Genomic DNA, 26,867 nt, shown 5'->3' with positions numbered 1-26,867 from the left:
CTTTGCGGCGACAAAGCGGCTCAGCCCTCGCCCAGGCAGCGCAGGGCGACCTCCAGGTTCCTCAGGCCGTCCTCGCCCGTCACGGCCGGAGTCTCGCCCGTCGTGATGGCGCGGGCGAAGGCTTCCAGCTCCTTCCTCAGCGGCTCGGCCGGCCAGCTGTTCAGCATCCGCGTGGAATAGGAGCCGTCCGGCTGCTGGCCGAAGTACTCCGTCACCTGACGGGTGATCAGGTCGGCGACGATGAATTTGGTCTTGGTGGCGACCTGCAGCGTTCGGGTCTTGTAGGGCGTGACCCAGTTGGTGGTGATGTGGGCGATCACGTCGTTGTCCAGCCGGAACTGCAGCAGGGCCGTATCCTCGCGGTCGGCGCGGGTGCGGGCCAGTTGGGGCTGGACCTCGACGATCTCGGAGCCCGTCAGGTGGCGGATGATGTCGATGTCGTGGACCGCCAGGTCGATGACCACGCCGACTTCGCCCATGCGGGGCGGGAAGGGGCCGACGCGGGTGATCTGGATCGAGATGATGTCGTCGTCGGCGACCGCGCGCTTGACCGTCTCGACCGCCGGATTGAACCGCTCGACCTGACCGACCATCAGGACGCGGTCGTTGGCGCGGGCGGCGTCGATCATCCGCTGGGCGTCGGCGACGCTGGCGGCGATGGGTTTTTCGACCAGGACGTGAACGCCCTGCTCCAGCAGGGCCACCCCGACCTCGGCGTGGAATCGGTTGGGCGTGGCCACGATGGCGGCGTCCAGACCCGCATCGACAAAGGCCCGAGCCGTCGTGACGGCTTGCGCTTCATAGGCGGAGGCCACCCCCTCGGCCGTGACGCGGTCGGGATCGAAGATGGTGGTCAGCGCGAACTCGCGCATCTCGGCCGCGACCCGCGCATGGTTGCGGCCCATGACGCCCGCGCCGGCGACGCCGATCTTGAGGACGGGAGTGTTCGGCATCGGCTTAACCCTTGAAACTGGCGACGGCGGCGATGACGCGGTCCTGAGTCGCGGCGTCCAGATCGGAATGCATCGGCAGGCTGACGACGACGTCCTTCAGCCGCTCGGTTACAGGCAAGCCGCCGGCGCCGCGCGGATAGTGCTCATAGGCAGGCTGCAGGTGGAGCGGGATCGGATAATAGACCGCCGTGGGCACGCCCTGTTCCTTCAGATGCGCGGCCAGACCGTCGCGGTTCGGGTGTTCGATCGTATATTGCGCCCAGTTGGAGATGTTTCCGGCCGGAACGTCCGGGACCTTTGCGACGTGGGGGCGCAGACCGTCGTTGTAGCGAGCGGCAGCGGCGCCCCGCCATTCGATCTCCTGGGCGAAGACCTTCAGCTTCTCGATCAGGACGGCGGCCTGGATCGTGTCCAGACGGCTGTTCAGGCCAATTCGCATGTTCAGATATTTCGGGTCGTGATCGAAGGCGCCATCCTTCAGGTCAGACGCCACCGCCTTGCCGTGGACGCGGATGGAATCCATCAGCTGGGCCAGTTCGTCGTCGTCGGTCAGCACCGCTCCGCCGTCGCCGTAGCAGCCCAGCGGCTTGGCCGGGAAGAAGCTGGTGGTGGTGACGTCGGCCCATTTCAGCGGGTGGGCGTCGTGGATGGTGCAGCCGAAGCCTTGGGCAGAGTCCGAAATCAGCTTCAGCCCGTGTTTGTCGCACAGGGCCTTGATGGCCGGATAGTCGGCCGGCTGTCCGAACAGGTCCACGGCAATGACCACGCGGGGCGTCAGCCGGCCTTCGTTCCTTATCCCCTCGATGGCGCGTTCCAGCGCGGCCGGGTCCATATTGTAGGTGTCGGCGTCCACATCGACGAAGACCGGCTCGGCGTCGAACCATGGCACGACCTCGGCTGTCGCGGCGAAGGTGAAGCTGGGGACGAAGACCGCGTCGCCGCGTCCCACGCCCCACGCCATCAACGGCAGGGCCAGGGCGTCGGTGCCGTTGGCGCAGCCCAGGGCGTGTTTCGCCTGGCCGAAGGCCGCCAGATCGGCTTCGAACTGGCGGACCTGCGGGCCCATGACCCAGGCGCCGCCGACGACGACTTCCTGAACGGCGGCTTCGATCTTGCCGCCGAGGCGCAGGCGCTGGGCCTGGAGGTCGATGAAGGGGATCATGGGGTCGCGCTCTCTGGAACTGGGGCGGGCAGGGTCGGGCGGCGGCGCGGCCGGACCCGGAACATGAGGTCGTCCTAGCAAGATCGGACGCGGGGGCCAAATCGCGCGGCCTCACTTCGCGTTGCCCTTTGCAACGAGCCACACCCTTCGTGCGCCACCTGGAGCCTGGGCCTTGGCGCCCGCCGCTCAGCGCCTTAAGCCGAGGCCATGACGACGCTTTCCGCCGCCAAAGACCGGATTCGGATCTGGCTGTTCGACCAGGCTCTGCCGCTGTGGGCCGAACACGGCCTGGACAATCAGGGTCGCTTCTACGAGCAGCTGGATTTCGAGGGCCGGCCGGTCACGGGCCGCCCCCGCCGCACCCGCGTCCAGGCGCGCCAGGTCTATGTCTTTTGCGAAGCGGCGGCCCTGGGCTGGACGCCCGGCCGCGCGGTCGCTGAACGGGGCCTGGACCGATTGATCGCCGACTATCGCCGTGACGACGATCTTTGGGTCACGGCGACGGACGACGCGGGCGCCGTCGTGGACGACGCGCCGGATCTCTACGACCTGGCCTTCGTCCTGTTCGCCCTGGCGGCGGCGCATCGTGTGCTGAACGACTGCCGCGCCCGCCCTCTGGCGGTGGACACCCTGGCCGCGCTCAACGCCCGCATGACCGCGCCGCACGGCGGCTGGCATGAAGCCCTGCCGCCTCGCCCTGCCCCGGCGCCAGAACCCCCATATGCATATGCTGGAGGCCCTGCTGGCCTGGCAGGCGACCGCGCCCGATCCGGCGTTCGAGGCGGCGGCGCGATCCCTTCTGGCCCTGGCCCGCGACCGGCTGATCGTCGATGGCGCCGTGCGCGAGTATTTCACCGCCGACTGGTCGCCAGATCCGGCGACGGGTCGGGTGATCGAGCCGGGTCATCTGGAGGAATGGGCCTGGCTGCTGACCCTGGCGGCCGGTCTCGGCCTGGATGACGGTTCGGCGGCGCACGGGCTGCATCGTCAGGCGACGACACACGGCCGACATGACGGTTTCCTGATCCGGGAGACCGGGCCGGACGGCGCGACCCTCGACGCCGGCCGCCGCCTGTGGGCCCAGACCGAGGCGATCCGCACGGGCTTCGCCCTAGGCGATCCGGAAACGCCCGCCCTGATCGCACGGACTTTCGAAACCCATTTGGCGACCGAAATCCCCGGTCTGTGGATCGACAGCTATGAGGCGGACGGCCGCTCGCCGGACAGGGCCGCGCCGGCCTCCAGCTTCTATCATCTGATGACCGCCTTTTCGGAACTGCTGCGGAGCGAAGCATGACCGGCCGACCCGCCGCCTTCCTGGACCGCGACGGCGTCCTCATCGAGGACTGCGGCTATCCGCACCGGCCCGAGGATTTGAAGCTGATCCCCGGCGCGGCGGCCGCCGTTCGGCGGATGAAGGCCGCCGGCTATCGGACCGTCATCGTCACCAATCAGGCAGGCGTGGCGCGCGGCTTTTTCAGTGAAGAGCGGATGCACGCCTTCAATGCGGAACTGGTCGAACGTCTGGCCCAGGACGGGGCGGTGATCGACGCCGTCTATGCCTGCCCCTTCCACGAGAATGCGGTCCAAGCCCGCTATCGCCACCCCGATCATCCGGATCGCAAACCCAATCCCGGCATGCTGCTGCGGGCCATCGCCGATCATGGACTGGACCCCGCCGGGTCCTTCATCATCGGCGACAAGGACAGCGACCTTGAGGCCGGCGCCCGCGCAGGGGTGGCGGGCCATCTGTTCGCCGGCGGGGACCTGGACGCCTTCGTGCGCCAGACGGTCCTGGGGCAGGACTGACCGCGGACATCGCAATTCCGCAGGCGATGAATTACTCTGGTCCAAAAGACAGAGGAAACCGCCCGTGCCCGCTCAAACGCCGCCCTTCGTCGATCGCCGCTGGACCTCGCCGGAGGGGCTCAGCCTCCATGCCCGCGACTACGCCCCTGCGGCAGGACCGGCCCGGCCGCCGGTCATCGCCATCCACGGCCTGACCCGAAACAGCGCCGATTTCGAAGCCATCGCGCCCCTGCTGGCGCAAAGCGGTCGGCGCGTCCTGGCGGTGGATGTGCGCGGCCGGGGTCTGTCGGATCGCGCACCCGACCCCATGACCTATACGCCCGACGTCTATGCCCGCGACGTCCTGGCCCTGATGGAGCAGGCCGCCATCGACCGCGCGGTCTTCGTCGGCACCTCCATGGGCGGGCTGATCACCATGGCCCTGACGGCGATTCGGCCCAGAGCCGTAGTCGCGGCGATCCTGAACGACATCGGCCCGGAGGTCGCGCCCGAGGGCCTGGCCCGCATCGCCGCCTATAGCGGCCAGCCGGTCGAGATCGGGTCCTGGGCCGATGCGGCCGCCTATGCCAGACGCATTAACGCCGTCGCCTTTCCTCATTATACGGACGCGGACTGGGACGCCTTCGCCCGGCGCATCTTCCGCCAGCAGCCGGACGGCGGGATCGGCCTGGACTATGATCCCGATATTTCGGCGCCCATCCGCGCGGCCGGGGCCAAGGCTCTGGTTCCCAATCTCTGGCCCATGTTCCGGCGACTGGCGCGAAAGAAGCCGACGCTGCTGGTGCGCGGCGCCACCTCGGACCTGCTGAGCCCCGACATCGTCGAGCGGATGAGAAAGGCGGCCCCAGCCATGGCCTATGTCGAGGTTCCGGGCGTCGGCCACGCCCCCATGCTGGACGAGGTCGAGGCGCGCGCCGCGATCTTCGAATTCCTGGCGGAGCTCGGCTGACGGAGATCAGTATTTGGTCGGATCGTCCTGAGAGGCGTCGCCATAGGTCAGGGCCAGAAAGACGTCCTCCAGGTCCGGGTCTTCGGTGGTGATGTCGGCGATGGTGACGCCGGCGGCCCGCACGGCGTTGATGACCTGTTCGACCGACGACTGGCCCTTCTTGTAGGTCACGGCGAAGGCCCCGCCGGGACGCGACGTGACCTCGAAACCGGGCAGGACGGGCGGGGTCGCCTGGGGCGTTTCGGGCGTGACCACCACATTGCGGCTGTCCAGACGGCGCAGCAGTTGGGGCGTCGGCTCGCAGGCCACCACCTCGCCCCGGTTGACGATGGCGATGGTGTCGCAGAGCTCCTGCGCCTCTTCCAGATAGTGGGTGGTCAGGACGATGGTCACGCCCTCTTCGTTGATGCGCCGGACATAGGCCCACAGCTGGCGGCGCAGTTCGACGTCCACCCCGGCGGTCGGCTCGTCCAGGATCAGGATGGGCGGATTGTGGACCAGGGCCTTGGCCACCATCAGACGTCGCTTCATGCCGCCGGACAGGGCGCGGACATAGGCGTTGGCCTTGTCTCCCAGGCCCAGGGCGGCCAGCAGTTCGTCCGAGCGACGCTCGTCCTTGGGCACCCCGTAAAAGCCGGCCTGGACCTCCAGCGATTCGCGCGGGGTGAAGAAGACATCGGCGACGATCTCCTGCGGCACCACGCCCAAGGCGGCGGCGGCGTCGCGCGGCTCCTTGTCGATGTCGCGGCACCAGATCGTGACCGTGCCTTCCGACTTTTTCACCACCCCGGCCAGAATGTTGATCAGCGTCGACTTGCCCGCGCCGTTCGGGCCCAGAAGCCCGAAGACCGAGCCGCGCGGAATGACCAGATCGACGCCTCTGAGCGCCGTTTTCGGCGGCGCCTTCTTGGACCCGGCGTAGGTCTTCTTCAGCCCCCGCACCTCGATGGCGTTGTCGGGCAGGGCGTCGGTTTGGGACATGGATCAAGAGCGCTCGGGAAGGGTCGGGTGGCTTAGGTAGGGCGGGCAGGCCCGTTCGCCAAGCCGGCGTTTGACACGCCGAAAGGCAAGTATGCTTGTCTCTGTGTCAATGTCGCTTGACTGTAATCCCCACTCTGTCTAGCGTGCTTGTCATAACGTCAAACCTGCTTGATGGAGATCTTGTTATGACCCAGACTCGCCGCTTGGCCAAAACCCGACTGATCGGCTTCGCCGCCATGGGCGTCTGCGCCTTGGGCTACGTCGGCGCCGGGCTGGCGTTGCTGGCCGGCAAGACCGGCCAGATCGATATGGCGGCGGCGGGCCTGGCCTTCGCCGTCCTGGCCCTGATCGGCGAGATCGGACTGTGGGTCGGCGCCGCCTGTCTGGGGCTGACCCTGTTCAAAAAGCGCAAGGCGATGCTGAACCGGCTGCTGGGACGGCGCCCTGCGGCCTCCGGAGGTTTGACGCGCGGGTCCGGTCCGCCTAGGAACGCGCAAGCCCTCCAGCCCCGGACCGGACCATGCCTCCCCGCCATCCCGAAGCCCTGATCCTGCCGCCCGAAGAGATCGTCGTCTCCACCAAGCGCGTGGCCTGCGACGGCGGCGGGGGCGCCCTGGGCCATCCGCTGGTCTATCTGGACATGGGCGGCGAAGACTTCGTCGAATGTCCCTATTGCGACCGGCGCTTCGTGCTGTCGGCCCATCCGCACGACGAGAACGAATATCTGAGCCCGGCGGCCCGCGCGCCCGAGGCCCACTAGAGGGCGTAACGCCAGTTCAGTCCCTGGGCGGAGTTCGCATCCTATAGACCGCCCATAAGCCGTTCGGATGGAGACGAGCCCCTTGCGTTATCTGCACACCATGGTCCGGGTGAAGGACCTTGAGGCGTCGCTGTATTTCTATTGCGATCTCCTGGGTCTTCAGGAAGTGCGCCGGACAGAGAACGAAGCCGGACGATTCACCCTGGTCTTCCTGGCCGCGCCGAAGAACCTGGAACAATCCCAGGCCGAACATGCGCCCGAGCTGGAGCTGACCTTCAACTGGGATCCGCAAGACTATTCCGGCGGCCGAAACTTCGGCCACCTAGCCTACAAGGTCGACGACATCTACGCCGCCTGTCGCCGGCTGACGGACGGAGGCGTCACGATCAACCGACCGCCGCGCGACGGCTATATGGCCTTCGTCCGGTCGCCGGACGGGATCTCCATCGAACTGCTTCAGGAAGGCGACGCCCTGGCCCCGGCCGAGCCCTGGGCCTCCATGCCCAATACGGGAAGCTGGTGATGGTCCGGCGTCATGCGACGCGGACGAGCCTGAAAGCCGCGCTTCTGGCGACGGCCCTGATGGCGTCGGCCTGCGCCTCGACCACGGAATCGAACATCGGCCGCACCGCGACCGAACAGCTGCTGCTGGCCCGGGCCGCCGACAAGGCGGTCGAGGGGCTGTCGCTGCCCCTGCCGACAGCGGCGGCCATCTTCGTCGACGAGACCTATTTCCAGGCGGAGAATTCCCGCTACGCCATCAGCGCGATCCGCGCGGCCCTGTCGGACGCCGGCTATCGGCTGACCCGCAACCGGGAAGACGCCGACGCGGTGTTCGAACTCCGTACCGGCGCCCTGGCGCTGGAACAGATGCGGCGCGTGGTCGGCATTCCGGAAATGCGGATTCCGATCAACGAGAGCCTGAACGTCGTCTCGCTGCCGGAACTGTCGATCTACAGCAACCGCGACCGCGCGGGCGTGGCCGAATTCTCCGGCTTTCTCTACGAAGCCAAGACCGGGGCGCCTCTGGGGGCGGTTCTGCCGATGATCGGTCAGTACCGTATCCGCAGCCACAAGCTGTTCATGATCGTGACCTGGGGCCAGCAACAGGCGCAGCCTGGCCGGCGCAATCCGGGCTCCAGCTGGACCGAATTCTAGGCCTCTAGACGGCTGACGCGGCGGCCCGACCCGCCTATGGTCCGGCCATGACCGACGAGCACGCCCCCGACGCCGCCGACACTCAGGATCGCCCGCTGACCCAGGATGGGCCGGCGCTGCGGCTGTGGATGATCGACGCCTCGGCCTATATCTTCCGCGCCTATCACGCCCTGCCGCCGCTGACGCGCAAGTCCGACGGACTGCCGGTCGGCGCGGTCCAGGGCTACTGCAACATGCTGTGGAAGCTGTTGAAGGACATGAAGGGGGCGGATGGACCGACCCATCTGGTCGCCATCTTCGACCACTCGGAAAAGACGTTCCGCAATACCCTGTACGACCAGTACAAGGCCCACCGTCCGCCGCCGCCCGAGGACCTGATCCCCCAGTTTCCGCTGGTGCGCGAGGCGACGGCGGCGTTCGGCGTTCACTGTGTCGAACTGCCCGGCTACGAGGCCGACGATCTGATCGCCACCTACGCCTGCAAGGCGCGAGAGGCGGGGGGCGAGGCGGTGATCGTATCTTCCGACAAAGACCTGATGCAGCTGATCGGCGGCGGCGTGGTCATGTGGGACCCGATGAAGGACCGCCGCCTGGCCGAGCCCGAGGTATTCGAGAAGTTCGGCGTCGGGCCCGAGAAGATGATCGACCTCCAGGCCCTGATCGGCGACAGCGTCGACAACGTCCCCGGTGCGCCGGGCATCGGCCCCAAAACGGCGGCCCAGCTGCTGGACCAGTACGGCGACCTGGACACTCTGTTGGCCCGAGCGCAGGAGATCAAACAGCCCAAGCGCCGCCAGACCCTGATCGACTTCGCCGACCAGATCCGCCTGTCGCGCGAACTGGTGCGCCTGACCTGCGACGCCCCGGCGCCCGAGGCGATCGAGGATTTCGCCGTCAAGGATCCCAATCCCGAAATCCTGTCCGCCTTCCTGGAGACGATGGAGTTCCGCTCCCTGGCGCGGCGGGTCGGCGACGGCAAGGCCGGGCCCAGCGAGACCTCGGCCTTCGCCCCCAAGCGCGCGCCCAATCTGTCGGCGCCGGTGGCCACGCCCCGCTATGCACCCAAGGAAGTCGCCGCCCCGGCCGAGCCGCACCTCTTCGACCTGAGCGCCTATGAATGCGTCCAGACCGAGGAGGCGCTGGAGCGTTGGATCGCGCGCGCGACCGAGGCGGGCGTGGTCGGGTTCGACACCGAAACGGACGCCCTGTCAGCGACCCACGCCGGCCTGTGCGGCGTGTCCCTGGCGATCGGGCCCAACGACGCCTGCTACATTCCCCTGACCCATGAGCATGAGCCGCAGGAGGGCGACGGCGGCCTGTTCGGCGCGCCCGGCGAGACGGCGCGTGAACCGCTCGCCCAGCTGGACAAGGCCACGGCCCTGGCGCGATTGAAGCCCCTACTGGAAGACCCGTCGGTGCTGAAGATCGTCCAGAACGGCAAGTACGACATCGCCGTAATGGCGCGTCGCGGCATCCGCGTCGCTCCCTATGACGACACCATGCTGATCTCCTACGTCCTGGAGGGCGGGCTGCACGGCCACGGCATGGACGATCTGGCCCGACTGCACCTGGGCCACGACCCCGTCCCCTTCAAGAAGGTGGCGGGGACGGGCAAGAGCCAGAAGTCGTTCAAACACGTCGCCCTGGAGCCCGCGACCCAGTATGCGGCCGAGGACGCGGACGTGACCCTGCGCCTGTGGCGGCTGCTGAAGCCTCGGCTGGCGCGCGAGGGCCTGTCCACCGTCTATGAGACGCTGGAACGGCCGATGCCGACCGTTCTGGCCGAGATGGAGCGGGCGGGCGTCCGCATCGACCCGGACCGGCTGAAACGCCTGTCCAGCGAGTTCGGCCTGCGCATGGCCGAGCTGGAGACCAAGGCCCATGAGATCGCCGGCCGGCCCTTCAACATCGGCTCGCCCCGCCAGATCGGCGATATCCTGTTCGGCGAACTGAACCTGCCCGGCGGCAAGAAGACCGCCTCGGGCCAGTGGGGCACCGACGCCAGCGTGCTGGAAGACCTGGCCATGACACACGATCTGCCGCGCGTTCTTCTGGACTGGCGCCAGCTGTCCAAGCTGAAGGGCACCTATACCGACGCCCTGATCGCCGCCGCCGACCCCGAGACCGACCGGGTCCATACCTCCTATCAGCTGGCGGCCGCCTCGACCGGACGTCTGGCCTCGTCGGACCCCAATCTGCAGAACATACCGATCCGCACCGAAACCGGCCGCGAGATCCGCCAAGCCTTCATCGCCTCGCCGGGCAATCTGCTGATCTCGGCTGATTACAGCCAGATCGAACTGCGTCTCCTGGCCCATATCGGCGACATCCCCGAGCTGAAACGCGCGTTCAAGGCCGGGCTGGACATTCACGCCGCCACGGCCTCGGAGATGTTCGGCGTGCCGGTCGAAGGCATGCCGTCCGAGACGCGCCGCCGGGCCAAGGCCATCAACTTCGGCATCGTCTATGGCATTTCGGCCTTCGGCCTGGCGGCCCAGCTGGGCATCGATCAGGGTGAGGCCGGGGCCTATATCAAGACCTATTTCGAGCGCTTCCCCGGCATCCGCGCCTATATGGACAAGACTAAGATCGAGGTGCGCCAGGCCGGCTTCGTCTCCACCGTGTTCGGGCGTCGCATCCATATCCCGGCCATTCAGTCCAAGTCGGGGGCCGAGCGCCAGTTCGGCGAACGCGCGGCCATCAACGCCCCGATTCAGGGCGCCGCCGCCGACATCATCCGCCGCGCCATGATCCGGATGCCGGACGCGCTGGCCGAAGCCGGGCTGACGACGCGGATGCTGCTGCAGGTGCACGACGAACTGGTGTTCGAAGCCCCCCAGGCCGAGGCCGAACGCGCCATCGCCGTCATCAAGCGCGTGATGGAAACCGCCGCCGAACCTGCCGTCGCCCTGACCGTTCCCCTGGTCGTCGACGCCCGCGCGGCCCCCAACTGGGACGAGGCGCACTAGGACGAGGCGCAATAGACGCTCCTTGAAAAAGGCCGACGTCGCCGTCTTGACGTGCGCCTCTTCACGTAACAAATTGAAGTTACATGAAAAGGGATTCCCGCCTTTCCAACGTCCTGCACGCCCTGTTGCACATGGCCGAGTACGAGGCGCGTCAGGGTTCGCCGATGACCTCGGACCAGTTGGCGACCTGCCTGTCGACCAATCCGGTGGTCGTGCGCCGCATCATGGCCGGCCTGCGCGAGCAGGGCCTTGTCGCCTCGGAGAAGGGGCACGGCGGCGGATGGCGGCTGGCCCGGCCGCTGGATCAGGTCAGCCTGGGCCAGGTCAACCGCGCTTTGGGCGAGCCCGGCCTGATCGCCGAAACGCCGGCGGTCGAGGCCGATGGCTGTCTGGTCGAGGCGGCGGTCAACGCCGCCCTGGCCGACACCTACGCCGCCGCCCGTGCTCTGCTGATCGCGCGGCTGGACGCCGTCACCCTGGCGGACCTGGCCGAAGATTTCGCGCGCCGTCTGGCCGCTCATCCCCAGAGAGACTTGCTCCATGCCCATGTCCGAAAGGCCTGATCCCATGCCGCACGACGCCGTGATCATCGGCGGCTCCTACGCCGGCCTGTCCGCAGCCTTGCAACTGGTCAGGGCGCGTCGTCGGGTTCTGGTGATCGACGACGGCCGGCCACGCAACCGCTACGCGGCCCGCGCCCACGGCGTCCTGGCCAACGACGGGCGGCCGGGCGCCGAGATCGCCGCGACGGCTCGCGCCCAGGTCGCCGCCTATCCGACCGCCGCCTTCCGCATGGCCGAAGCGGTGGACGTGGCGCGCGTCGACGGCGGCTTCTCGGTCGTCTTCGCCGACGGGACACGGACGACCGGCCGGCGGCTTCTGCTGTCGCACGGTGTGGAGGACGTCCTGGTCGACATTCCCGGCGTGAAGGAACGCTGGGGCCGCACGGCCCTTCATTGTCCCTGGTGCCACGGCTACGAGGTGGGCGGCGGCCCCATCGGCGTCCTGGGCCGCGGCGAGATGGCGGCGCATTACGCCGCCACGGTGGCCGAATGGGGCGACGTAACCCTGTTCCTGGACCTGGACAACGCCTTGTCGCCCGAAAACGCGCGCCTGCTGTATCGCCGGGGCGTGACGATCGAGCCGACCCCGATCGCACGGCTGGAGGGGGAAGCCCCGACCCTGACCGGCGCGCGTCTGGTCGATGGTCGGTTCGTTCCGCTGAAAGCCCTCTTCGTCGGCGCCGCCGTCCGCATCGCCTGTCCCTTCGCCGAGACCCTGGGCTGCGACATGACCGACACGCCGCTGGGGCGGATCGTCAAGGTGGACGCGACCCAGCAGACCACCCAGCCCGGCGTCTTCGCCGCCGGCGATCTGGCGCGGGCGGCCTCGAACATAACCCTGTCGACGTCGGACGGCCTCACGGCGGGCCACGCCCTTTTCCGCTCCCTGGTCGAGGAGGAAACGGCCTGACGACCGCGTCAGCCGACAGCGGCTTCGACGGTGATGGTCGCCTTGACCGAATGCGCCATTTCGCAGTGGTCATGCGCCTGGTGATGCAGGGCGTCCAGTTCGGCCTGGTCCGGCCGACGGCCGGCGAAGATCGTGATCGGGCGCAGAGTCACCTGGGCCAGATAGCGGCGACCCGCCTCGTCCTTGCCCATCTGGCCGTCCGCCTGGTCGATATAGCGGTCGATCACTAGGCCGGCGTTGGCGGCGAAAGCCAGGAACCACAGCATATGGCAGCTGGACAGGGAGGCGATCATGGCCTCTTCGGGATCGACGGCCGCCGGGTCGGACATCGGCAGGGGCACGCTGGACGGCGCAGACGAGGCCGGAACCACAGCTCCGCCGTCGAAGCTCCAGAGGTGGGCGCGGCTGTAGCGCTTGTCCGTGAACGGCTGGTCGCCCCGCCGCCAGTCGATCTTCGCCTCATAGAGGCTCATGACGCCCTCCTGTCAGTCGGTCAGAACGGTATAGGTCATCCTCGCCCGAACCTCGAATCCCAGTTGGTGGTAGAAGGTGATGGTCGCAGAATGATCGGCAAAGGCATGCAGGAAGGCGGTCTCTCCGCTGGCCAGAATGTCGGCGACCACCGCCCGAGACAGGGCCGCCGCCAGACCCTTGCCCCGATGGTCGGGTCGGGTGCAGACGCCGCTGAGTTCGGTGAAACCGTCCACCCGAAGGCGGCGGCCCGCCATTGCGATCAACGCACCGTCCTGTTTCACGCCGATGAAGGGGCCCAGCTTACGGGTCGCCGACCGGAACGGACCGGGCCGGGTCAGGGTCGCCAGCGCCAGCATGGCCGGGGCGTCGGCCTCGGTCAGGATCTCATAAGTGATCGACGGGCCGCCCCCCGTCAGGGCCTGCGCCCTCATCTGAACCAGAGGGATGCGCCCAGCGACCGAAACCCCGTCCGGCAGGACGTCGGCGATAGGCGCTCCCTCGACCTCTATCAGGCCGCTGCCGGGATAGGTCCGAGCCAGTTCACCCAAGGCCGCCACGCTGTCGGGCAAGTCATCGGCGCAGGCCAGGAAAACCCCGACTTCCGGGTCGATACGGACCGCATTGGCGTTGGAATCCGGCGTCGTAAAAGACGACAGACGGGTGTTCAGGGCGTTCCAGACGGCGCGGTCGAGGGGATGGTTCATGACCCGCTGATCTAGGGGTTCACAGCGTCGGGCGGAACCGCCCGCCCGGACGCCGCGTCCGATAATCGCCAGCGTCTCAGGGCCGCCAGAAGCCGACGATCTTCTTGACCTCTTCCACCACCGGATCGGCGACGGCTGCGGCCCGCTCGGCGCCGTCTTTCAGCACACGGTCGATCTCGGCTGGATCGTCCATCAGGCGGCGCATCTCGGCCGTGACCGGGGCCAGGCTGGAGACCGCCAGATCGGCCAGGGCCGGCTTGAAGGCGCCGAAACCCTGGCCGCCGAACCGTTCGATCACCTGTTCGCGCGTCAGTCCGGCCAGGGCGGCGTAGATGGCGACCAGATTCTTCGCCTCGGGCCGGTCGTTCAGGCCGTCCAGGGTTTCGGGCAGGGGTGCGGGGTCGGTCTTGGCCTTCCTGATCTTGGCGGCGATGGTGTCGGCGTCGTCGGTCAGGTTGATGCGGCTGTTGTCGGACGGGTCCGACTTGGACATCTTGGCCCCCCCGTCGCGCAGGGACATGACGCGCGTGGCCGGCCCCTGGATGATGGGTTCCGGCAACGGGAAATAGCCGGGGGCGCCGAAGTCGGTGTTGAACTTCTGGGCGATGTCGCGCGTCAGCTCCAGATGCTGCTTCTGGTCCTCGCCCACCGGAACTTCGGTCGCCTTGTAGAGCAGGATGTCCGCCGCCTGCAGCACCGGATAGGTGTAGAGGCCGACCGAGGCGCGCTCCTTGTGCTTGCCGGACTTCTCCTTGAACTGGGTCATCCGGTCCAGCCAGCCGAGGCGGGCCACACAGTTGAAGATCCAGGCCAGGTCGGCATGGGCGCGCACGGCCGACTGAGGGAAGATGGCCGCCTTGGCCGGGTCCAGACCCGAGGCCAGATAGGCCGCCGCGATCTCGCGCGTCTGAGCCGTCAGCTTGGCCGGGTCCTGCCACACAGTAATGGCGTGCATGTCTGCGACGAAGACGAACAGGGGCGCGCCTTGGTCCTGAAGCTCGACGAAGCGCTTCAGCGCGCCGAGATAGTTGCCCAGGTGCAGGGCGCCGGAGGCCTGGATGCCGGACAGGATGCGGCGCGGGCCGTCATAGGCCGGGGCGGCATCGGAAGCCGGGTGCGGTTCGGTCATGGGATCGGGTCTCGAAGATACGCAAAGGGCAGGCGAAGGGGTGCGGTGGCGGATCAGCCGCGCCATCGCCGGTCGAAGACAGGGCCCGAGGTCGTCATGGTCCTCGCGCTTATCGGTTCGTCGCCCGTCAGTCCAGACCGGAGACGCCGCCGCCGCCCGGTTCGCGCCGCAGAACGCCCTTCAGCTCGCCCGGCGTCACGGCCCGGAACAGCAGCAGACAGGCGCCGTAAAGCCCCGCCCCCACGCCGCACACCACCAGGACCGCGATCTCCTTGGCCAGGAAGATGCGGCTCAGCAGCGGATACTCCACGCTGGCGACGAACAGGACGGCGGCCATCACCAGGCTGGCCGCGACCACCCGGCCCAGGCGAGACAGGAAGGCGGGCGATGGCCGCCAGCTGTTCTCCCGGATCAACACCCCGCCCAGCAGGGCCACATTGACCCAGGCGGCGGTGCTGGTGGCCACGGCCAGGCCCAGCACCCCGTCCCAGCCCCGGCTGCGGAACCAGAAGAACAGGGCGGATCCCAGAACGACCGTCACCGCCACGCTGGCGATGGCGAAGATCATCGGCCGGCGCGTGTCCTGCCGCGCGAAGAAGGGCGGCGTCAGCACCTTGGCCAGGACAAAGGCCGGCACGCCCCAGGCGAACTGGCGCAGCACGTCGGCCGTGCGGGCCGCATCGGCCGAGGTGAAAGCCCCCCGCGTCACGGTGGCGTCGATGATGAAGAAGGGAATGACGAACAGGGCCACGGCCGCGGGCAGGGTGAAAGCCATGGCCAGATTGATGCCGTCGTCCAGCGTCCGCTGGCCGCCCTCATGATCGCCGTCGACGAAGGCCTTGGTCAGGCGCGGCACCAGGGCCAGGCCGATGGCGACCCCGACCAGGCCCAGCGGCAGTTGATAGAGACGGTCGGCGTTATACAGCACCGAGCGCGCGCCCTCGTCCGACCCCGTCAGGTACTGCGACACCAGGGAGTTGATTTGCAGGGCGCCCCCCGCCAACGCGCCGGGCACGGCAAGGGCCAGGGTGTGGCGGACGTTGGGCGTGATCCGGGGCAGGCCGATCTTTAGACGCACCCCCAGCCGCCGCACACCCCACCACAACAGGCCCGCCTGGATCAGGCCGGAAATCGTCACCGCCGCCGTCACCATCAACAGCACCGTCTCCTGCGGCATCGGCAGGACCATCGGCGGCAACAGGGCGGCCAGGGTGCACAGGTTCAGAAATACCGGCACGGCGGCGGACAGGGCGAACCGCCCGCCCGTATTCAAAACGCCCGACAGCAAGGACGCTACGGTCATGCAAGCCAAGTAGGGCATGGCCAGCTGGGTCGCCGTCACAGCAACGCGCAGCACCTCCGGCTGGGCCTGATAGGCCGACAGCAGCCACGGCATGATCCACGGCATGACCACCTGCAACAGGATGCAGAAGCCCGCGACCACCGCCAGCAGGAAGCTGAGCGCCTCGGACGCGGTGACGGCCGCCGCTTCCTCGCCCTCGTGCGCCCGCACCTCGCCATAGATGGGCACGAAGGCCTGGGCGAAGGCGCCCTCGGCGAACAGGCGCCGGAACATGTTGGGCAGCATCAACGCCGTAGTGAAGGCGTCCATCATCGGCCCCTGGCCGAAGCGGGCGGCCAGCGCCATGTCCCGCGCGAAGCCGAGAATACGACTGCCCAGGGTCAGGCTCGACTGAACCAGGGTGTTGCGGGCGAGGCTCATGCGGACGTTCGGCGAGATCGATGGAAGGGTAGGAGGCTTAGCGCGCTTCCGGCGCCCGCGATACAGGCTTGCGCGCCCGGCGCCCCAGTTCAGAAACGTCGCGGGCGCTGGCGCGGGCCGAGGCGACCTTGCGACCCGCCGGCGCCGGCGCGCGGCTGTCCAGCACCGTCTCCAGCCCGGTCTTCAGCTCTTCGATCCGCTGTTCTGAGGCGACCTTTCGCCCTTTGCGGTCCACGACATAGAAGCTGTCCACCGCCCGCTCGCCGAAGCTGGCGACGTGGGCCGAGCGGATGTTCAGCCCCTCGTCGTTGAAGACGCGCGACAGGGCCGCCAGAAGTCCCGGCCGGTCGGCGCCCGACACCTCGACCACCGTGGCGGTCTCGCTGGCGTGGTGATCGACCATGACGACGGGCCGAACCTCGAAGGCGGCCCTGCGCGCATTGCCGGCGGGTTCGGGCGCCTTGCCGATGCGGCCTTCGCCTCTGGCGGCGCGCTCCAGCGCCTCGACCAGGGTTTTGAGGCGGCGGGGTTCGGCCTGGCCATAGGGCTGACCCGCCCCGTCCTGAACGCGAAATACGTCCAGCACCACGCCCTGGTCGCTGGTCGCCACGCGGGCGTCGGTCACGTCCGCCCCCAGGGCGGCCATGGTCTGGGCCAGGTCTGCGAACAGGCCGGGCCGGTCCGTGGCGGCGATGGAGATTTCGGTGGTCTGGACCGGCAGGCCCTCGACCGTCGGCGTCGGCCGCGCGCGGGCCGCCGCCCCCTCGACCCGCGCCCGCGCGACCAGTTCGGCCTCATCGGCCAGGGGATCGGCGCGCGCCACGTCCTCGCCCCGGAACAGGGCGGCGACCTGATTGTAGAGGGTGCGCATCAGCTGGCCCTTCCAGCCGTTCCAGACGCCCGGCCCCACAGCTCGGATGTCGGCGACGGTCAGGACCAGCAGCATGCGCAGACGCTCCGGGTCGCCGACCAGTTCGGCGAAGGCCCGAATGGTGGCGGGATCGGACAGATCGCGCTTCTGGGCGTGATCGCTCAGCGCCAGGTGGTTGCGGACCAACCAGACGACCAGTTCGATCCGGCGCTGATCGACGCCCAGACGTTCGCACGCGCGCCGCGCGGCGATGGCCCCGTCCTCCAGCTGACCACGCTCGCCCCCCTTGCCGACGTCATGCAGCAGCATGGCCAGCATTAAAGCCTCCATGTCAGAGATCAGATGCACGATCTCGGACGCCAACGGGTGGTCGTCCCTCAGCTTGCCGCGCGCGATGTCGTTGATGATCCCGATGGCCTGCAGCGTATGCTCGTCCACCGTATAGGCGTGGTACATGTTGAACTGGGTCTGACCCACGATCCGACCCCATTCCGGCAGGAACCGGCCCAAAAGACCCGTCTCGTTCATCAGGGTCAGCACGCGATAAGGCCGCTGGCCGTGCGCGACGATGCCGATGAAGGCCTTGCTGGCCTCCGGATCTCGCCTCAGCCGTGGCGTCACCAGCGACAAGGACCGCGTCACCGCCGAAAAGGCGTCGGGGTGCAGGTCCAAGTCGTGCCGATCGGCGCAGACGAACAGGGTCAGAAGCTTGATCGGATCGGCGGCGAAGACCTCGGCGCCCTCCACCGACAGGCGGCCCTGGTCGATCCAGAAGCCGTCCACCTCCAGTCGCCGACGCGCCGGTCGGAACGGGGTGATCAGGCGCGACAGGCCCATGGCCGTCTTCTGATGACGGGCCTCCAGCTTGGCCGACATGGCGCGGGTCAGGGCGCCGACATCGCGCGCGACCAGGAAATAGCGCCGCATGAACCGCTCCACCGCCGGTTCGTCGCCCCGTCCGCGCCAGCCCATGCGACGCGCCACCTCGGGCTGCAGATCGAACGTCAGCTTCTCTTCCGCGCGACCGGCGATCAGATGCAGGTGGATGCGGACCCGCCACAGGAAGTCGAACGCCTCGTCCGAGGTGCGGCGTTCGCGCGGCGTGAACAGTTCGTCCATCACCCGCGCGCCCAGGCGGCTGTCGGGCGCCAGCGACCGGGCGATCCAGTACAGGGTGTTCAGGTCGCGGAGCCCGCCCTTGCCGTCCTTCACATTGGGCTCGACCTTGTAGCGGGTGGAGCCGGCCTTCAGGTGGCGCGCGGCGCGTTCGTCCAGCTTGGCCATGATGAAGGGGCGCGGATCGGCCCGCGCGACCATGTCGCGGAACCGATCGATCATCAGGTTCGACAGGGCGGCGTCGCCGGCCAGAGACCGGGCTTCGAGCAGGGCCGTCCGCACCGTCATGTCGGTGCGCGACAGGGTCAGGCATTCCTCGACCGACCGGACCGCCGGGCCCACCTTCGCCCCCAGGTCCCACAGGACATAGAGGATGAATTCTATCACCCGCTCGCCGCGCGGCGTGGCCTTGCCCGAGCGCAGGAAAAGAAGGTCCAGATCCGAAAAGGGCGCCAGAACGCCCCGGCCGTATCCGCCGACCGCGACCAGGGACAAGCGTTCGGCCTCGACCGGCGAGATGGGCCACAGGGTCTGGGCGGCGACCCGCCACAAGGCCGACAGCATCTCGTCGGCGGCGGCGGCGTACAGGCGGGCCACCTCTCGGCCAGGCGCTCCGGCGTCCAGCCGACGCTCGGCCCGCGCCCGCGCGATCTCGAAGGTTTCGCGCAGAACCCCCGCCACGGCCGCGCGCGGATCGTCCGATCGCGCGGCGACGTCCAGACGCTCATTCAGAACGGTCGGCGGAACGGGCGTCAGAGCGGACGGCGCGGCGGTCATATCGGCCATATAGGCGGCCCCGACCGTCGCGTCGCGGAAGATTCGTCAGCCGATCAGTCGGCCTTGACGCGCTTCTTGCGGAAGGAGGGGTTCAGAACCTCCTTGCGCAGGCGGATCGACTTGGGCGTGACCTCGACCAGTTCGTCGCTCTCGATATAGGCGATAGCCTGTTCCAGCGAAGGACGACGCGGCGGGGTCAGGCGCACGGCCTCGTCCTTGCCGGCGGCGCGGACGTTGGTCAGCTGCTTGCCCTTGATCGGGTTGACGTCCAGATCGTCGGATCGGCTGTTCTCGCCGATGATCATGCCCTGATAGGTCTTTTCGCCAGCGCCCACGAACATGACGCCGCGATCTTCCAGGTTCCACAGGGCGAAGGCGGCCGTGTCGCCGTCCGAGTTGGATACCAGCACGCCCTTCAGGCGACCTTCGATCGGACCCTTGTGCGGCTCGTAGTGGCTGAACACGCGGTTCAGCACGCCCGAACCGCGCGTATCGGTCAGGAACTCGCCCTGATAGCCGATCAGCGAGCGCGATGGGCACATCAGCTGGATGCGGGTCTTGCCGGCGCCCGAGGGTCCCATGTCCTTCAGCTCGGCCTTGCGGGCCGACAGCTTCTCGATGACCACGCCGGTGAACTCGTCGTCCACGTCGATGACCACATCCTCGATGGGCTCCAGGCGTTCGCCGTTCTCGCCGGTCTGATAGACCACGCGCGGACGGCTGATCGACAGTTCGAAGCCCTCGCGGCGCATATTCTCGACCAGAACGCCCAACTGCAGTTCGCCGCGACCGGCGACCTCATAGGCGTCGGCGCCCGGCGTCTCGGTGACACGGATGGCGACGTTGGCCTCGGCCTCCTTCAGCAGGCGGTCGCGGATGACGCGCGACTGGACCTTGTCGCCTTCACGACCGGCCAGGGGGCTGTCGTTCACGCCCACGGTCATGGAGATGGTCGGCGGGTCGATCGGCTGGGCGTCCAGGGCCTCGGTCACTTCCAGGGCGCACAGAGTGTCGGCCACGGTGGCCTTGGACATGCCGGCGATGGCGACGATGTCGCCCGCTTCCGAACCCTCGTCCAGCGGCTGGCGCTTCAGACCGCGGAAGGCCAGGACCTTGGTGATCCGGCCCTGTTCGATCTGCTTGCCTTCGCGGTCCAGCGCCTTGATCGGCATGCCGGGCACGGCCTTGCCGCTCTCGATGCGGCCGGTCAGCAGACGCCCCAGGAAAGGATCGCTTTCGATCAGCACGTTCAGCATGCGGAACGGCTTGTCGATATTCTGGGCGACCGGCGACGGCGGGACGTGATCCACGATCAGGTCGAACAGCGGCGCCAGATTGTCGGACGGCTGGGCCAGGTCCAGCGTCGCCCAGCCGTTGCGGCCGGAGGCGTAGATGTGCGGGAAATCCAGCTGTTCCGGGGAGGCGCCGATGGCCTCGAACAGTTCGATGGTCTCAAGGTGGACGCGATCCGGGTCGGCGTGGGCGCGGTCGACCTTGTTGATGCAGAGGATGGGCTTAAGCCCCATCTTCAGGGCCTTGGTCAGCACGAACTTGGTCTGGGGCATGACGCCCTCTTCCGCGTCGACCAGCAGGACGCAGCCGTCCACCATGCCCAGGATGCGCTCAACTTCGCCGCCGAAGTCGGCGTGGCCGGGGGTGTCGATGATGTTGATGCGGGTCTCGCCGGCCTTGCCGTTCCACAGGACCGAGGTGGCCTTGGCCAGGATGGTGATGCCGCGCTCGCGCTCCTGGTCGTTGGAGTCCATGGCGCGTTCGGTCGTCGCCTCATTGGCGCGGAAGACGCCGGACTGGGCCAGGAGTTGGTCCACCAGGGTCGTCTTCCCGTGGTCGACGTGGGCGATGATGGCGACGTTGCGCAGATTCATGAAGGGCTCGGGCGGACTGTGTTCGGTCGCGGAGAATCCGCGCCGCTGCAAGGAATGCAGGCATTGGGGGGAGAGAGTTTCGCGCGCCTCTTACAGGCAAGAGCGCCGAAACGCCAGAGCGGGCGTTTTCGAGGCCCGCAACCCGCAAGCCCTGTCTTAGAGCGGGCGCACCATGTAGCGAGCGTCGGACCCGTAGCTGGCCAGCTTCTCGGCCAGGGCGGCGGAGCTTCGATCCTGAAAGCCATGACGCCGCCAGAAGTCGGCGGCGTCGTTGACCGCCACGAGGGCCACGGCGGCCCAGCCGTCCTCGGCCGCCTGGTCGGCCAGACGCTCCACGACGGCGCCGGTCACGCCGCCGCCCCGCGCCTCGGGGTGCAGGGCCAGGTCGTGCAGATAGATCAGGTCCGGCTCGGCCGGCAGGCCCTCGATCACCGTGTTCAGCGGGGGCGCGCCGCCAGCCTTCCACGGATAGGCGATCAGATAGCCGCGCGCCGGCCCGTCGCCCTCGGCCAGAACGAAACAGCCGCGCGGATATAGCGCCAGCCGGTTCTCGAAACAGGCGCGGTCCTCAAAATGATCGGGAAACGACAGGCGCGCCACATCGACCACCGCCGCGATGTCGTCGGGCCGCATCGGCCGCCAGCTCGAAGTCATCAGTGAACCTTTCCGGGATCGGGCGGGGCGGCCGGCAGGGGGGCGACCGGCACGCCGTCATCCTTCAGCTTCCTGACCTCGGCCGGCGTCGCCTCGCCGTAGATTTCCCGCTTTTCGGACCGACCCTCGTGAATGTCGCGGGCCTCGCGGGCGAAGGTGTCGCCGACATAGTCGAAATTGGCCTCGACATGGGCGCGCACCTCGCGGGCCGCCTCCATCATCATGGTCTGCATCCGAGCCGCCACGTCAGGCGTCGGCTCGGCCTTGCGCGTTCCGCTGACCGCCGGCGCCATCACGGCCTTGTCCACGGCGCGCGAGCCGCAGAAGGGGCATTCGACCAGGCCGCGCGCAGCCTGGTCGTCATAGTCGGCGGAAGAGCCGAACCAGGCATCGAAACCATGATCCTGGTCGCATTTCAGAGCGTAGCGGATCATGAGGGGTCCGAAACAGGTCGAAAATCGCGGTCGTGGGTCAGGGCGGGCACGGCGGCGCGGGCGCGGGGCACGGCCGTAAGGTCCAGGCTCGCCCGCAGCACGCAGGGGTCGTCGTGATCCGTCTTGGCGACGATCTCCCCCCACGGCCCCACCACGGTGGACCGGCCCCAGGTCCGGCGACCGTCCTCGTGGGTTCCGCCCTGGGCCGGGGCCAGGACGAAGGCGCCGGTCTCTATGGCCCGGGCGCGCAGCAGGGTCTCCCAGTGCGCCTCTCCGGTCGGGGCGGTGAAGGCGGCGGGAACCGCGATCATCGTCGCCCCCGCCTTTGCCAGCTGACGATACAGGTGCGGAAAACGGATGTCGTAGCAGACGGTCAGACCCAGCCCGCCCCAGGGCGTCGGAGCCATCACCGCCCGGTCGCCGGGCCTGACCGACGCGCTTTCACGATAGGTCTCCCCGTTCGGCAGATCGACGTCGAAGACGTGCAGCTTGTCATAGCGGGCGACGACGGCCCCGGCCGGGTCGATCAGCAGCGAGCGGTTGGCGGCTCGCCCTTTGTCGGTCTGCCCGAAACGCACCAGGGCCGAGCCGATCAGCAGCCAGACGCCCAGTTCGGACGCCAGCGCTCGCAGGCCCGTAACGGCGACATCCGCCGCCTCGTCCGCCAGCGCCGCCTCGCGCAGGGCGCGGCGCTGCTCCAGGAGATTGGTTCCCTCGGGCGTCAGGATGAAGCGCGCGCCGCCGGACGCCGCCTCCCGGATCAAGGGCGACACATGGGCCAGCCCGCCCGCCGACGTCGCCGGCGTGCGGGTCTGGATCAGGCCGATGTCCAACCTCTCGCTCACGGCGCGTCAGGCGGCCAGCAGCGGGTCGAGCTTGCCGTCGCGGTCCAGGGCGTGGAGGTCGTCCGAACCGCCGACATGGCGGCCGTCGATGAAGATCTGCGGGAAGGTCATGCGTCCACCCGAGCGTTCGACCATCTCGGCCTTCTTCTCGGGATCGTTGGACGCGACGATCTCGACATAATCGACGCCCTTTGTCTTCAGCAGACTCATCGCGCTGAAGCAGTAGGGGCAGCCGGGCTTGGTGTAGATGACGACGTCGGCCAAGGCGGATCTCCAGATTGTGGTTGGAGCCTACATAACGATCTCGCGCGCGTTTCGCACCCTCGCCACCACCGCCAGGTCCACGGCGCGTGCTCCGGCGGCGATCAGGGCCCGCGCGCAGGCCTCGCTTGTGGCCCCGGTGGTCAGAACGTCATCGATCAGCAGCACCCGCCGTCCCTTGATGCGACGCCGCCCCGCCTCGGTCACGGTGAAGGCGGCCTTGACGTTCAGCCGCCGTCCGCGCCGACTGCGCCCGCCCTGGCTGGCGGTATGGCTGATCCGGATCAGGGCGTCGGGCGCATAGTCGAGGCCAGCCGCACGAGCCAAGGGCCGAGCGATCTCGGCCGCCTGGTTGAACCGGCGCGACAACAGGCGGAACGGGTGCAGGGGCACGGGCGCGATCACATCGGCCTCGATGATCAACTCGGCGGCCGCACGGCCGATCCAGCGGGCGAACAGGGAGGCGAATTGCTGCTGATCGCCGTGTTTGAACCGCAGGATCAGACCGCGCGAATGCTCGTCATAGAGGCAGGCCGCCCGCGCCCTCTGAAAGGCGTAGGGCCGGGCCAGGCAGGCCGCGCAACGGCTGTCGGCGAACTCGCCCCCGTCCATCTCGAACGCCGCGCCGCAGCCGTCGCAGACCGGCGCCTCCAGAAACCGGATGCGGCTCCAGGCGTCGGGCGTCAGGCCGGCGGCGGCCGTCGCCTCGCGGCTGTCGTGGGCCATCGGCGGCAGGATCAGATCCGCCATTCCCCGCGCCCACAGTCGAGATCCGTCGCGCAAACCCCGGCCCGCCCCTTCCCAGGCCCGCCGCCAGACCCCATTCTGCCCTGCCATGTCCCCCGCCTCGCTCCAGTCGCCGCCTCCGTCATCGCCCCAGTCGCTGCAAAAGGCCGACGGCCCGCCGCTGATCTTCGACGCCGCCCGCCGCGCCGCGCGTCTGAGCCGGTCGGCCTCGCGGTTCGATCAGGCCGACTTCCTGCATGTCCGAGCCGCCCAGAACGCGGCCGAGAGCCTGGAAGCCATCCTGCGCGATTTTCCCGTCACGGTCGATACATCCGCACACCCTGACGTGTTCGAGACGGTCGTGCGCACCAGCGACGCCACCGGGCGGGTCGGACCTGTCGTGGCGCCCTTGGGCGTGGATCAGCGCGCCGCGCCGGGGTCTGCGCCCCTGCCGCTGGAGGCGGACGGCGCCGACCTGATCGTATCCTTGCTGTCATTGCACTGGGCCAACGACCTGCCCGGCGCCCTGGCCCAGATTCTTCAGGCCCTGAAGCCGGACGGACTGTTCATCGGCGCCCTGTTCGGCGCGGGCACGCTGAAGGAGTTGCGCGCCGTCCTGACCGAGGCCGAACTGGCCGAACGCGGCGGAGCCCAGGCGCGGATCTCCCCGTTCGCCGACGGTCACGACGGGGCGGCCCTGCTGCAGCGCGCCGGTTTCGCCCTGCCGGTCTCTGACGTGGATCGGTTCACCGTCCGTTACACCGATCTGTTCGCCCTGATCCGCGACCTGCGCGCCATGGGCGAAACCAATGTGCTCAGCGGCCCCATCCGCCCCCTGACCCGATCCATCGTCGCCCGGGCGGCCGATCTCTACGCCCGTCGGCACGGCGACGCCGACGGCCGCATCCCCGCGACGTTCGAGATCATCCATGTCGCCGGCTGGAAGCCTCACGAAAGCCAGCAGAAGCCCCTGCCGCGCGGATCGGCCAAGATGCGCCTGGCCGACGCCCTGGGCGTGAAGGAAAGAACCGGCGAGGAAGCCGATTAGTTGGCGTTGATCGCGGCCTGCATGGCGTCGCCCAACCTCTGAACCGTCCTGGCGAAGCCGCCCGTGCTGGAATTGCCGAGCGCGGTGATCGAACCCACGATCGCCAGGAAGATCAGGGCGCAGATCAGCCCGTACTCGATGGCGGTCGCGCCGGTCTCGTCGCGCAGGAACCGGCCGATAAAACGTCGCATGGCCGGCCTCCCTTGGTCGGCGGTGGTCAGAGCAGGTCGCGCAGCCAGGCGACCAGGGGTTCGTCGGCCGGCGGCATGGGATAGTCCGACAAGTTGTTCGGCTTCACCCAGGCCAGGGCGTCGTGTTCGCGCGCCGCGACCACGCCGTCCCAGCGCCGGCACAGATACAGTGGCATCAAGAGGTGAAAGGAATCGTAAGCGTGGCTGGCGAAGACGAAGGGCGCCAGGCAGCTTTCCTTCACGTCGATGCCCAGTTCTTCCTTCAGCTCGCGGATCAGGGCCTGTTCGGGCCGTTCGCCGGGCTCGACCTTGCCGCCTGGGAACTCCCACAGGCCGGCCAGTTTCTTGCCCTCGGGCCGTTTGGCGATCAGCACGCGGCCATCCACGTCGATGAGGGCGACGGCGACGACCAGGACGGTGGGCAGGGGCGCGTCGGTCACGAGCGATAATCGCCGTTGATCTCGATGTAGCCCTTGGTCAGGTCGCAGGTCCAAACCGTGGCCGAGGCCCGGCCGGCGCCCACGTCGACGGTGATGTCGATCTCGGGGTTCTTCATATAGGCCGTCATCTTGGCCTCGTCATAGGTCGGGGCCGGGGCGCCGTCGATGGCGGCCTGGTGGGGGCCGAACCTGATCGCCAGACGGTCGCGATCGACCGGCTCCTCGGTCTTGCCGACTGCCATGACCACCCGGCCCCAGTTGGCGTCCTGACCGGCGATGGCGGTTTTGACCAGGGGGCTGTCGGCGATGGACTTGGCCAGCTTGCGGGCCGAGGCGGGACTGGCGGCGCCGTCCACCGTCACCTTGACGAACTTGGTCGCGCCTTCGCCGTCGCGGACCAGCTGGTGCGCCAGGTCCAGCATCACCCTGTCCAGAGCGGCCGAGAAGCTCTTCAGCCGCCGGTCCCCGACCCGACCGATGCGTGGCGCGCCCGAAGCGCCGGTGGCGAACAGCAGGCAGGTGTCGTTGGTGGAGGTGTCGCCGTCCACCGTCACCGAATTAAAAGTGGTGCGGACGTGAAGGCCCAGAAGGGCGCGCAGCACGCTGGGATGGATGTCGGCGTCGGTGACGATGAAGGCCAGCATGGTCGCCATGTCCGGGGCGATCATGCCCGAGCCCTTGGCGATGCCGGCGATGCGGACCTTGTAGCCCTCGATCTCGGCCTCGGCGTAGGCGCCCTTGGGGAAGGTGTCGGTCGTCATGATGCCGCGACCGGCCTTGGCCCAGGCGTCGGCGTCCAGGCCGTGTTCGACCTCGGGCAAATTTGGCAAGGATCTTCTTTTCGTCCAGAACGACCCCGATCACCCCGGTCGAGGCCAGCATGACGTCACGCTGACGACAGCCGAAGCGTTTGGCCACCTCGGTGGCCGTGCGTCGGGCGGCGTCTGCCCCGGCCTTGCCGGTGAAGGCGTTGGCGCAGCCGGCGTTGATCACCAGGGCCCTCACGTCCTTGCCCTCGCCGGCGGCCAACTGCTTCTTGCACCAGTCCACAGGGGCCGAGCCGATCTTGTGACGGGTGAAGACGCCGGCGCAGCTGGTCCCGCGCGCAAAGCGGAACACAACCAGGTCGTCGCGCTCGTGCCTGTAGAAGCCCGCCCGCGCCGTCGCCATCTCCACCCCGCCGATGGGCGGAATGGCTGGAAACGGCGTCGCCAGGGGCGAGACGGCCAGGCCCGGCTTTCCGGCCGGCGGCGGCGCGACGGTCTCCGATCCCGATGGGCGGGTCGCGCGCTTCAGGGCCGTCGCCAAAGGGTCCAGCGCCTTTTCAAGCGCGTGTTCGATCTTCTGGCCGGTGGTGGAGGGGGTCTTGGTCAT

General features: G+C 68.5%; 27 protein-coding genes and 2 pseudogenes. 12 read left to right on the top strand and 17 right to left on the bottom strand.

Annotation, left to right across the window (positions count from 1 at the left end):
* Nucleotides 1-20: 20 nt before the first annotated feature.
* Together QE389_RS10795 and QE389_RS10790 are read right to left on the bottom strand one after the other, a co-directional pair.
* Nucleotides 21-953 carry a Gfo/Idh/MocA family protein gene (locus QE389_RS10795; protein WP_307367141.1) on the bottom strand — a complete coding sequence of 311 codons (933 nt, stop codon included), beginning with the start codon at nucleotides 951-953 and terminating at the stop codon, nucleotides 21-23.
* Nucleotides 954-957: 4 nt separating this feature from the next.
* Nucleotides 958-2,115, bottom strand: a complete 1,158-nt coding sequence (locus tag QE389_RS10790) for a DegT/DnrJ/EryC1/StrS aminotransferase family protein (protein ID WP_307367139.1) — start codon at nucleotides 2,113-2,115, stop codon at nucleotides 958-960.
* A 207-nt stretch (nucleotides 2,116-2,322) separates the two neighbouring features.
* Here QE389_RS10790 and QE389_RS10785 point away from each other — a divergent pair.
* The 4 genes and pseudogenes from QE389_RS10785 to QE389_RS10770 all read left to right on the top strand — a co-directional run.
* Nucleotides 2,323-2,745: pseudogene (locus QE389_RS10785) on the top strand (AGE family epimerase/isomerase); the annotation flags it as partial.
* Between the two features lie 46 nt (nucleotides 2,746-2,791).
* On the top strand, nucleotides 2,792-3,412 hold the full coding sequence (locus QE389_RS10780) for an AGE family epimerase/isomerase (RefSeq protein ID WP_307367137.1): 621 nt from the start codon (nucleotides 2,792-2,794) through the stop codon (nucleotides 3,410-3,412).
* A complete protein-coding gene (locus tag QE389_RS10775) occupies nucleotides 3,409-3,924 on the top strand; it encodes an HAD family hydrolase (RefSeq protein ID WP_307367135.1) in 516 nt (171 codons plus the stop codon). Before QE389_RS10780 ends, QE389_RS10775 begins: the two co-directional genes overlap by 4 nt.
* Before the next feature lie 64 nt (nucleotides 3,925-3,988).
* On the top strand, nucleotides 3,989-4,873 hold the full coding sequence (locus QE389_RS10770) for an alpha/beta fold hydrolase (protein ID WP_307367133.1): 885 nt from the start codon (nucleotides 3,989-3,991) through the stop codon (nucleotides 4,871-4,873).
* 6 nt (nucleotides 4,874-4,879) lie between these two features.
* Here QE389_RS10770 and QE389_RS10765 read toward each other — a convergent pair whose 3' ends face one another.
* Nucleotides 4,880-5,854, bottom strand: a complete 975-nt coding sequence (locus QE389_RS10765; RefSeq protein WP_307367131.1) for an ABC transporter ATP-binding protein — start codon at nucleotides 5,852-5,854, stop codon at nucleotides 4,880-4,882.
* A gap of 185 nt (nucleotides 5,855-6,039) precedes the next feature.
* Here QE389_RS10765 and QE389_RS10760 point away from each other — a divergent pair, with 185 nt between their 5' ends.
* From QE389_RS10760 to QE389_RS10730, 7 genes are all read left to right on the top strand, one after another.
* Nucleotides 6,040-6,402 (top strand): hypothetical protein, encoded by a 363-nt coding sequence (locus QE389_RS10760; RefSeq protein WP_307367129.1) that lies wholly within the window; start codon nucleotides 6,040-6,042, stop codon nucleotides 6,400-6,402.
* Nucleotides 6,375-6,614 (top strand): zinc-finger domain-containing protein, encoded by a 240-nt coding sequence (locus QE389_RS10755; protein WP_307367127.1) that lies wholly within the window; start codon nucleotides 6,375-6,377, stop codon nucleotides 6,612-6,614. The genes QE389_RS10760 and QE389_RS10755 overlap by 28 nt, the downstream gene beginning before the upstream one ends.
* A gap of 82 nt (nucleotides 6,615-6,696) precedes the next feature.
* Nucleotides 6,697-7,137, top strand: a complete 441-nt coding sequence (locus tag QE389_RS10750; protein ID WP_307367125.1) for a VOC family protein — start codon at nucleotides 6,697-6,699, stop codon at nucleotides 7,135-7,137.
* Complete coding sequence (locus tag QE389_RS10745) at nucleotides 7,137-7,772, top strand: DUF6655 family protein (RefSeq protein WP_307367123.1); 636 nt, start codon at nucleotides 7,137-7,139, stop codon at nucleotides 7,770-7,772. The genes QE389_RS10750 and QE389_RS10745 overlap by 1 nt, the downstream gene beginning before the upstream one ends.
* Nucleotides 7,773-7,819: 47 nt before the next feature.
* Nucleotides 7,820-10,741, top strand: coding sequence for a DNA polymerase I (gene polA / locus QE389_RS10740; protein ID WP_307367121.1), 2,922 nt, complete (start codon nucleotides 7,820-7,822; stop codon nucleotides 10,739-10,741).
* A gap of 83 nt (nucleotides 10,742-10,824) precedes the next feature.
* Nucleotides 10,825-11,304 (top strand): Rrf2 family transcriptional regulator, encoded by a 480-nt coding sequence (locus tag QE389_RS10735; protein WP_307367119.1) that lies wholly within the window; start codon nucleotides 10,825-10,827, stop codon nucleotides 11,302-11,304.
* Between the two features lie 4 nt (nucleotides 11,305-11,308).
* The gene (locus tag QE389_RS10730; protein ID WP_307367117.1) at nucleotides 11,309-12,214 is read left to right on the top strand and encodes an NAD(P)/FAD-dependent oxidoreductase; all 906 of its coding nucleotides are present in this window, start codon (nucleotides 11,309-11,311) and stop codon (nucleotides 12,212-12,214) included.
* Nucleotides 12,215-12,222: 8 nt separating this feature from the next.
* Here the strand turns inward: QE389_RS10730 and QE389_RS10725 are convergent, their stop codons facing one another.
* The 11 genes from QE389_RS10725 to QE389_RS10675 all read right to left on the bottom strand — a co-directional run bounded on the left by QE389_RS10725 (nucleotide 12,223) and on the right by QE389_RS10675 (nucleotide 23,925).
* Nucleotides 12,223-12,687 (bottom strand): OsmC family protein, encoded by a 465-nt coding sequence (locus QE389_RS10725; protein WP_307367116.1) that lies wholly within the window; start codon nucleotides 12,685-12,687, stop codon nucleotides 12,223-12,225.
* A 12-nt stretch (nucleotides 12,688-12,699) separates the two neighbouring features.
* Complete coding sequence (locus QE389_RS10720) at nucleotides 12,700-13,392, bottom strand: GNAT family N-acetyltransferase (RefSeq protein WP_307367115.1); 693 nt, start codon at nucleotides 13,390-13,392, stop codon at nucleotides 12,700-12,702.
* A 76-nt stretch (nucleotides 13,393-13,468) separates the two neighbouring features.
* Complete coding sequence (gene trpS, locus QE389_RS10715) at nucleotides 13,469-14,521, bottom strand: tryptophan--tRNA ligase (protein ID WP_307367112.1); 1,053 nt, start codon at nucleotides 14,519-14,521, stop codon at nucleotides 13,469-13,471.
* Nucleotides 14,522-14,648: 127 nt separating this feature from the next.
* The gene (gene murJ, locus QE389_RS10710; RefSeq protein ID WP_307367110.1) at nucleotides 14,649-16,244 is read right to left on the bottom strand and encodes a murein biosynthesis integral membrane protein MurJ; all 1,596 of its coding nucleotides are present in this window, start codon (nucleotides 16,242-16,244) and stop codon (nucleotides 14,649-14,651) included.
* Nucleotides 16,245-16,281: 37 nt separating this feature from the next.
* On the bottom strand, nucleotides 16,282-19,017 hold the full coding sequence (gene glnD, locus QE389_RS10705) for a [protein-PII] uridylyltransferase (protein ID WP_307367108.1): 2,736 nt from the start codon (nucleotides 19,015-19,017) through the stop codon (nucleotides 16,282-16,284).
* 44 nt (nucleotides 19,018-19,061) lie between these two features.
* A complete protein-coding gene (typA, locus tag QE389_RS10700) occupies nucleotides 19,062-20,894 on the bottom strand; it encodes a translational GTPase TypA (RefSeq protein ID WP_307367106.1) in 1,833 nt (610 codons plus the stop codon).
* A gap of 156 nt (nucleotides 20,895-21,050) precedes the next feature.
* Entirely contained in the window at nucleotides 21,051-21,548 is a 498-nt protein-coding gene (locus QE389_RS10695; RefSeq protein ID WP_307367104.1) for a GNAT family N-acetyltransferase, read from the bottom strand.
* Nucleotides 21,548-21,982, bottom strand: a complete 435-nt coding sequence (locus QE389_RS10690; protein ID WP_307367102.1) for a DUF1178 family protein — start codon at nucleotides 21,980-21,982, stop codon at nucleotides 21,548-21,550. The genes QE389_RS10695 and QE389_RS10690 overlap by 1 nt, the downstream gene beginning before the upstream one ends.
* Nucleotides 21,979-22,827, bottom strand: coding sequence for a carbon-nitrogen hydrolase family protein (locus QE389_RS10685; protein ID WP_307367100.1), 849 nt, complete (start codon nucleotides 22,825-22,827; stop codon nucleotides 21,979-21,981). Before QE389_RS10685 ends, QE389_RS10690 begins: the two co-directional genes overlap by 4 nt.
* 6 nt (nucleotides 22,828-22,833) lie before the next feature.
* A complete protein-coding gene (gene grxC / locus QE389_RS10680) occupies nucleotides 22,834-23,091 on the bottom strand; it encodes a glutaredoxin 3 (protein WP_307367098.1) in 258 nt (85 codons plus the stop codon).
* 27 nt (nucleotides 23,092-23,118) lie between these two features.
* Nucleotides 23,119-23,925, bottom strand: a complete 807-nt coding sequence (locus tag QE389_RS10675) for a ComF family protein (protein WP_307367096.1) — start codon at nucleotides 23,923-23,925, stop codon at nucleotides 23,119-23,121.
* Here QE389_RS10675 and QE389_RS10670 point away from each other — a divergent pair.
* Nucleotides 23,924-24,862 (top strand): methyltransferase domain-containing protein, encoded by a 939-nt coding sequence (locus QE389_RS10670; RefSeq protein ID WP_307367094.1) that lies wholly within the window; start codon nucleotides 23,924-23,926, stop codon nucleotides 24,860-24,862. The genes QE389_RS10675 and QE389_RS10670 overlap by 2 nt on opposite strands.
* Here QE389_RS10670 and QE389_RS10665 read toward each other — a convergent pair.
* The 3 genes and pseudogenes from QE389_RS10665 to argJ form a co-directional block, all read right to left on the bottom strand.
* Entirely contained in the window at nucleotides 24,859-25,053 is a 195-nt protein-coding gene (locus tag QE389_RS10665; RefSeq protein WP_307367092.1) for a Flp family type IVb pilin, read from the bottom strand. The genes QE389_RS10670 and QE389_RS10665 overlap by 4 nt on opposite strands.
* Before the next feature lie 26 nt (nucleotides 25,054-25,079).
* Nucleotides 25,080-25,478 (bottom strand): (deoxy)nucleoside triphosphate pyrophosphohydrolase, encoded by a 399-nt coding sequence (locus QE389_RS10660; protein ID WP_307369049.1) that lies wholly within the window; start codon nucleotides 25,476-25,478, stop codon nucleotides 25,080-25,082.
* An 11-nt stretch (nucleotides 25,479-25,489) separates the two neighbouring features.
* Nucleotides 25,490-26,867 (bottom strand): annotated as a pseudogene (gene argJ, locus QE389_RS10655) (bifunctional glutamate N-acetyltransferase/amino-acid acetyltransferase ArgJ).

The sequence above is a fragment of the Brevundimonas sp. SORGH_AS_0993 genome (genome assembly GCF_030818545.1).
GTDB lineage: Bacteria > Pseudomonadota > Alphaproteobacteria > Caulobacterales > Caulobacteraceae > Brevundimonas.
This window is presented reverse-complemented; position numbering and strand designations above follow the sequence as displayed.

Excerpts from the sequence above, each read along its gene's own strand:
- QE389_RS10670 (WP_307367094.1), top strand. The coding sequence starts at position 23,924 with ATGTCCCCCGCCTCGCTCCAGTCGCCGCCTCCGTCATCGCCCCAGTCG.
- QE389_RS10760 (WP_307367129.1), top strand. The coding sequence starts at position 6,040 with ATGACCCAGACTCGCCGCTTGGCCAAAACCCGACTGATCGGCTTCGCC.
- QE389_RS10795 (WP_307367141.1), bottom strand. The coding sequence starts at position 953 with ATGCCGAACACTCCCGTCCTCAAGATCGGCGTCGCCGGCGCGGGCGTC.
- QE389_RS10675 (WP_307367096.1), bottom strand. The coding sequence starts at position 23,925 with ATGGCAGGGCAGAATGGGGTCTGGCGGCGGGCCTGGGAAGGGGCGGGC.
- typA (WP_307367106.1), bottom strand. The coding sequence starts at position 20,894 with ATGAATCTGCGCAACGTCGCCATCATCGCCCACGTCGACCACGGGAAG.
- QE389_RS10695 (WP_307367104.1), bottom strand. The coding sequence starts at position 21,548 with ATGACTTCGAGCTGGCGGCCGATGCGGCCCGACGACATCGCGGCGGTG.
- QE389_RS10775 (WP_307367135.1), top strand. The coding sequence starts at position 3,409 with ATGACCGGCCGACCCGCCGCCTTCCTGGACCGCGACGGCGTCCTCATC.
- glnD (WP_307367108.1), bottom strand. The coding sequence starts at position 19,017 with ATGGCCGATATGACCGCCGCGCCGTCCGCTCTGACGCCCGTTCCGCCG.
- QE389_RS10735 (WP_307367119.1), top strand. The coding sequence starts at position 10,825 with ATGAAAAGGGATTCCCGCCTTTCCAACGTCCTGCACGCCCTGTTGCAC.
- QE389_RS10790 (WP_307367139.1), bottom strand. The coding sequence starts at position 2,115 with ATGATCCCCTTCATCGACCTCCAGGCCCAGCGCCTGCGCCTCGGCGGC.
- QE389_RS10690 (WP_307367102.1), bottom strand. The coding sequence starts at position 21,982 with ATGATCCGCTACGCTCTGAAATGCGACCAGGATCATGGTTTCGATGCC.
- QE389_RS10730 (WP_307367117.1), top strand. The coding sequence starts at position 11,309 with ATGCCGCACGACGCCGTGATCATCGGCGGCTCCTACGCCGGCCTGTCC.
- trpS (WP_307367112.1), bottom strand. The coding sequence starts at position 14,521 with ATGACCGAACCGCACCCGGCTTCCGATGCCGCCCCGGCCTATGACGGC.
- QE389_RS10765 (WP_307367131.1), bottom strand. The coding sequence starts at position 5,854 with ATGTCCCAAACCGACGCCCTGCCCGACAACGCCATCGAGGTGCGGGGG.
- QE389_RS10745 (WP_307367123.1), top strand. The coding sequence starts at position 7,137 with ATGGTCCGGCGTCATGCGACGCGGACGAGCCTGAAAGCCGCGCTTCTG.
- murJ (WP_307367110.1), bottom strand. The coding sequence starts at position 16,244 with ATGAGCCTCGCCCGCAACACCCTGGTTCAGTCGAGCCTGACCCTGGGC.
- QE389_RS10725 (WP_307367116.1), bottom strand. The coding sequence starts at position 12,687 with ATGAGCCTCTATGAGGCGAAGATCGACTGGCGGCGGGGCGACCAGCCG.
- polA (WP_307367121.1), top strand. The coding sequence starts at position 7,820 with ATGACCGACGAGCACGCCCCCGACGCCGCCGACACTCAGGATCGCCCG.
- QE389_RS10780 (WP_307367137.1), top strand. The coding sequence starts at position 2,792 with ATGAAGCCCTGCCGCCTCGCCCTGCCCCGGCGCCAGAACCCCCATATG.
- QE389_RS10755 (WP_307367127.1), top strand. The coding sequence starts at position 6,375 with ATGCCTCCCCGCCATCCCGAAGCCCTGATCCTGCCGCCCGAAGAGATC.
- QE389_RS10665 (WP_307367092.1), bottom strand. The coding sequence starts at position 25,053 with ATGCGACGTTTTATCGGCCGGTTCCTGCGCGACGAGACCGGCGCGACC.
- QE389_RS10720 (WP_307367115.1), bottom strand. The coding sequence starts at position 13,392 with ATGAACCATCCCCTCGACCGCGCCGTCTGGAACGCCCTGAACACCCGT.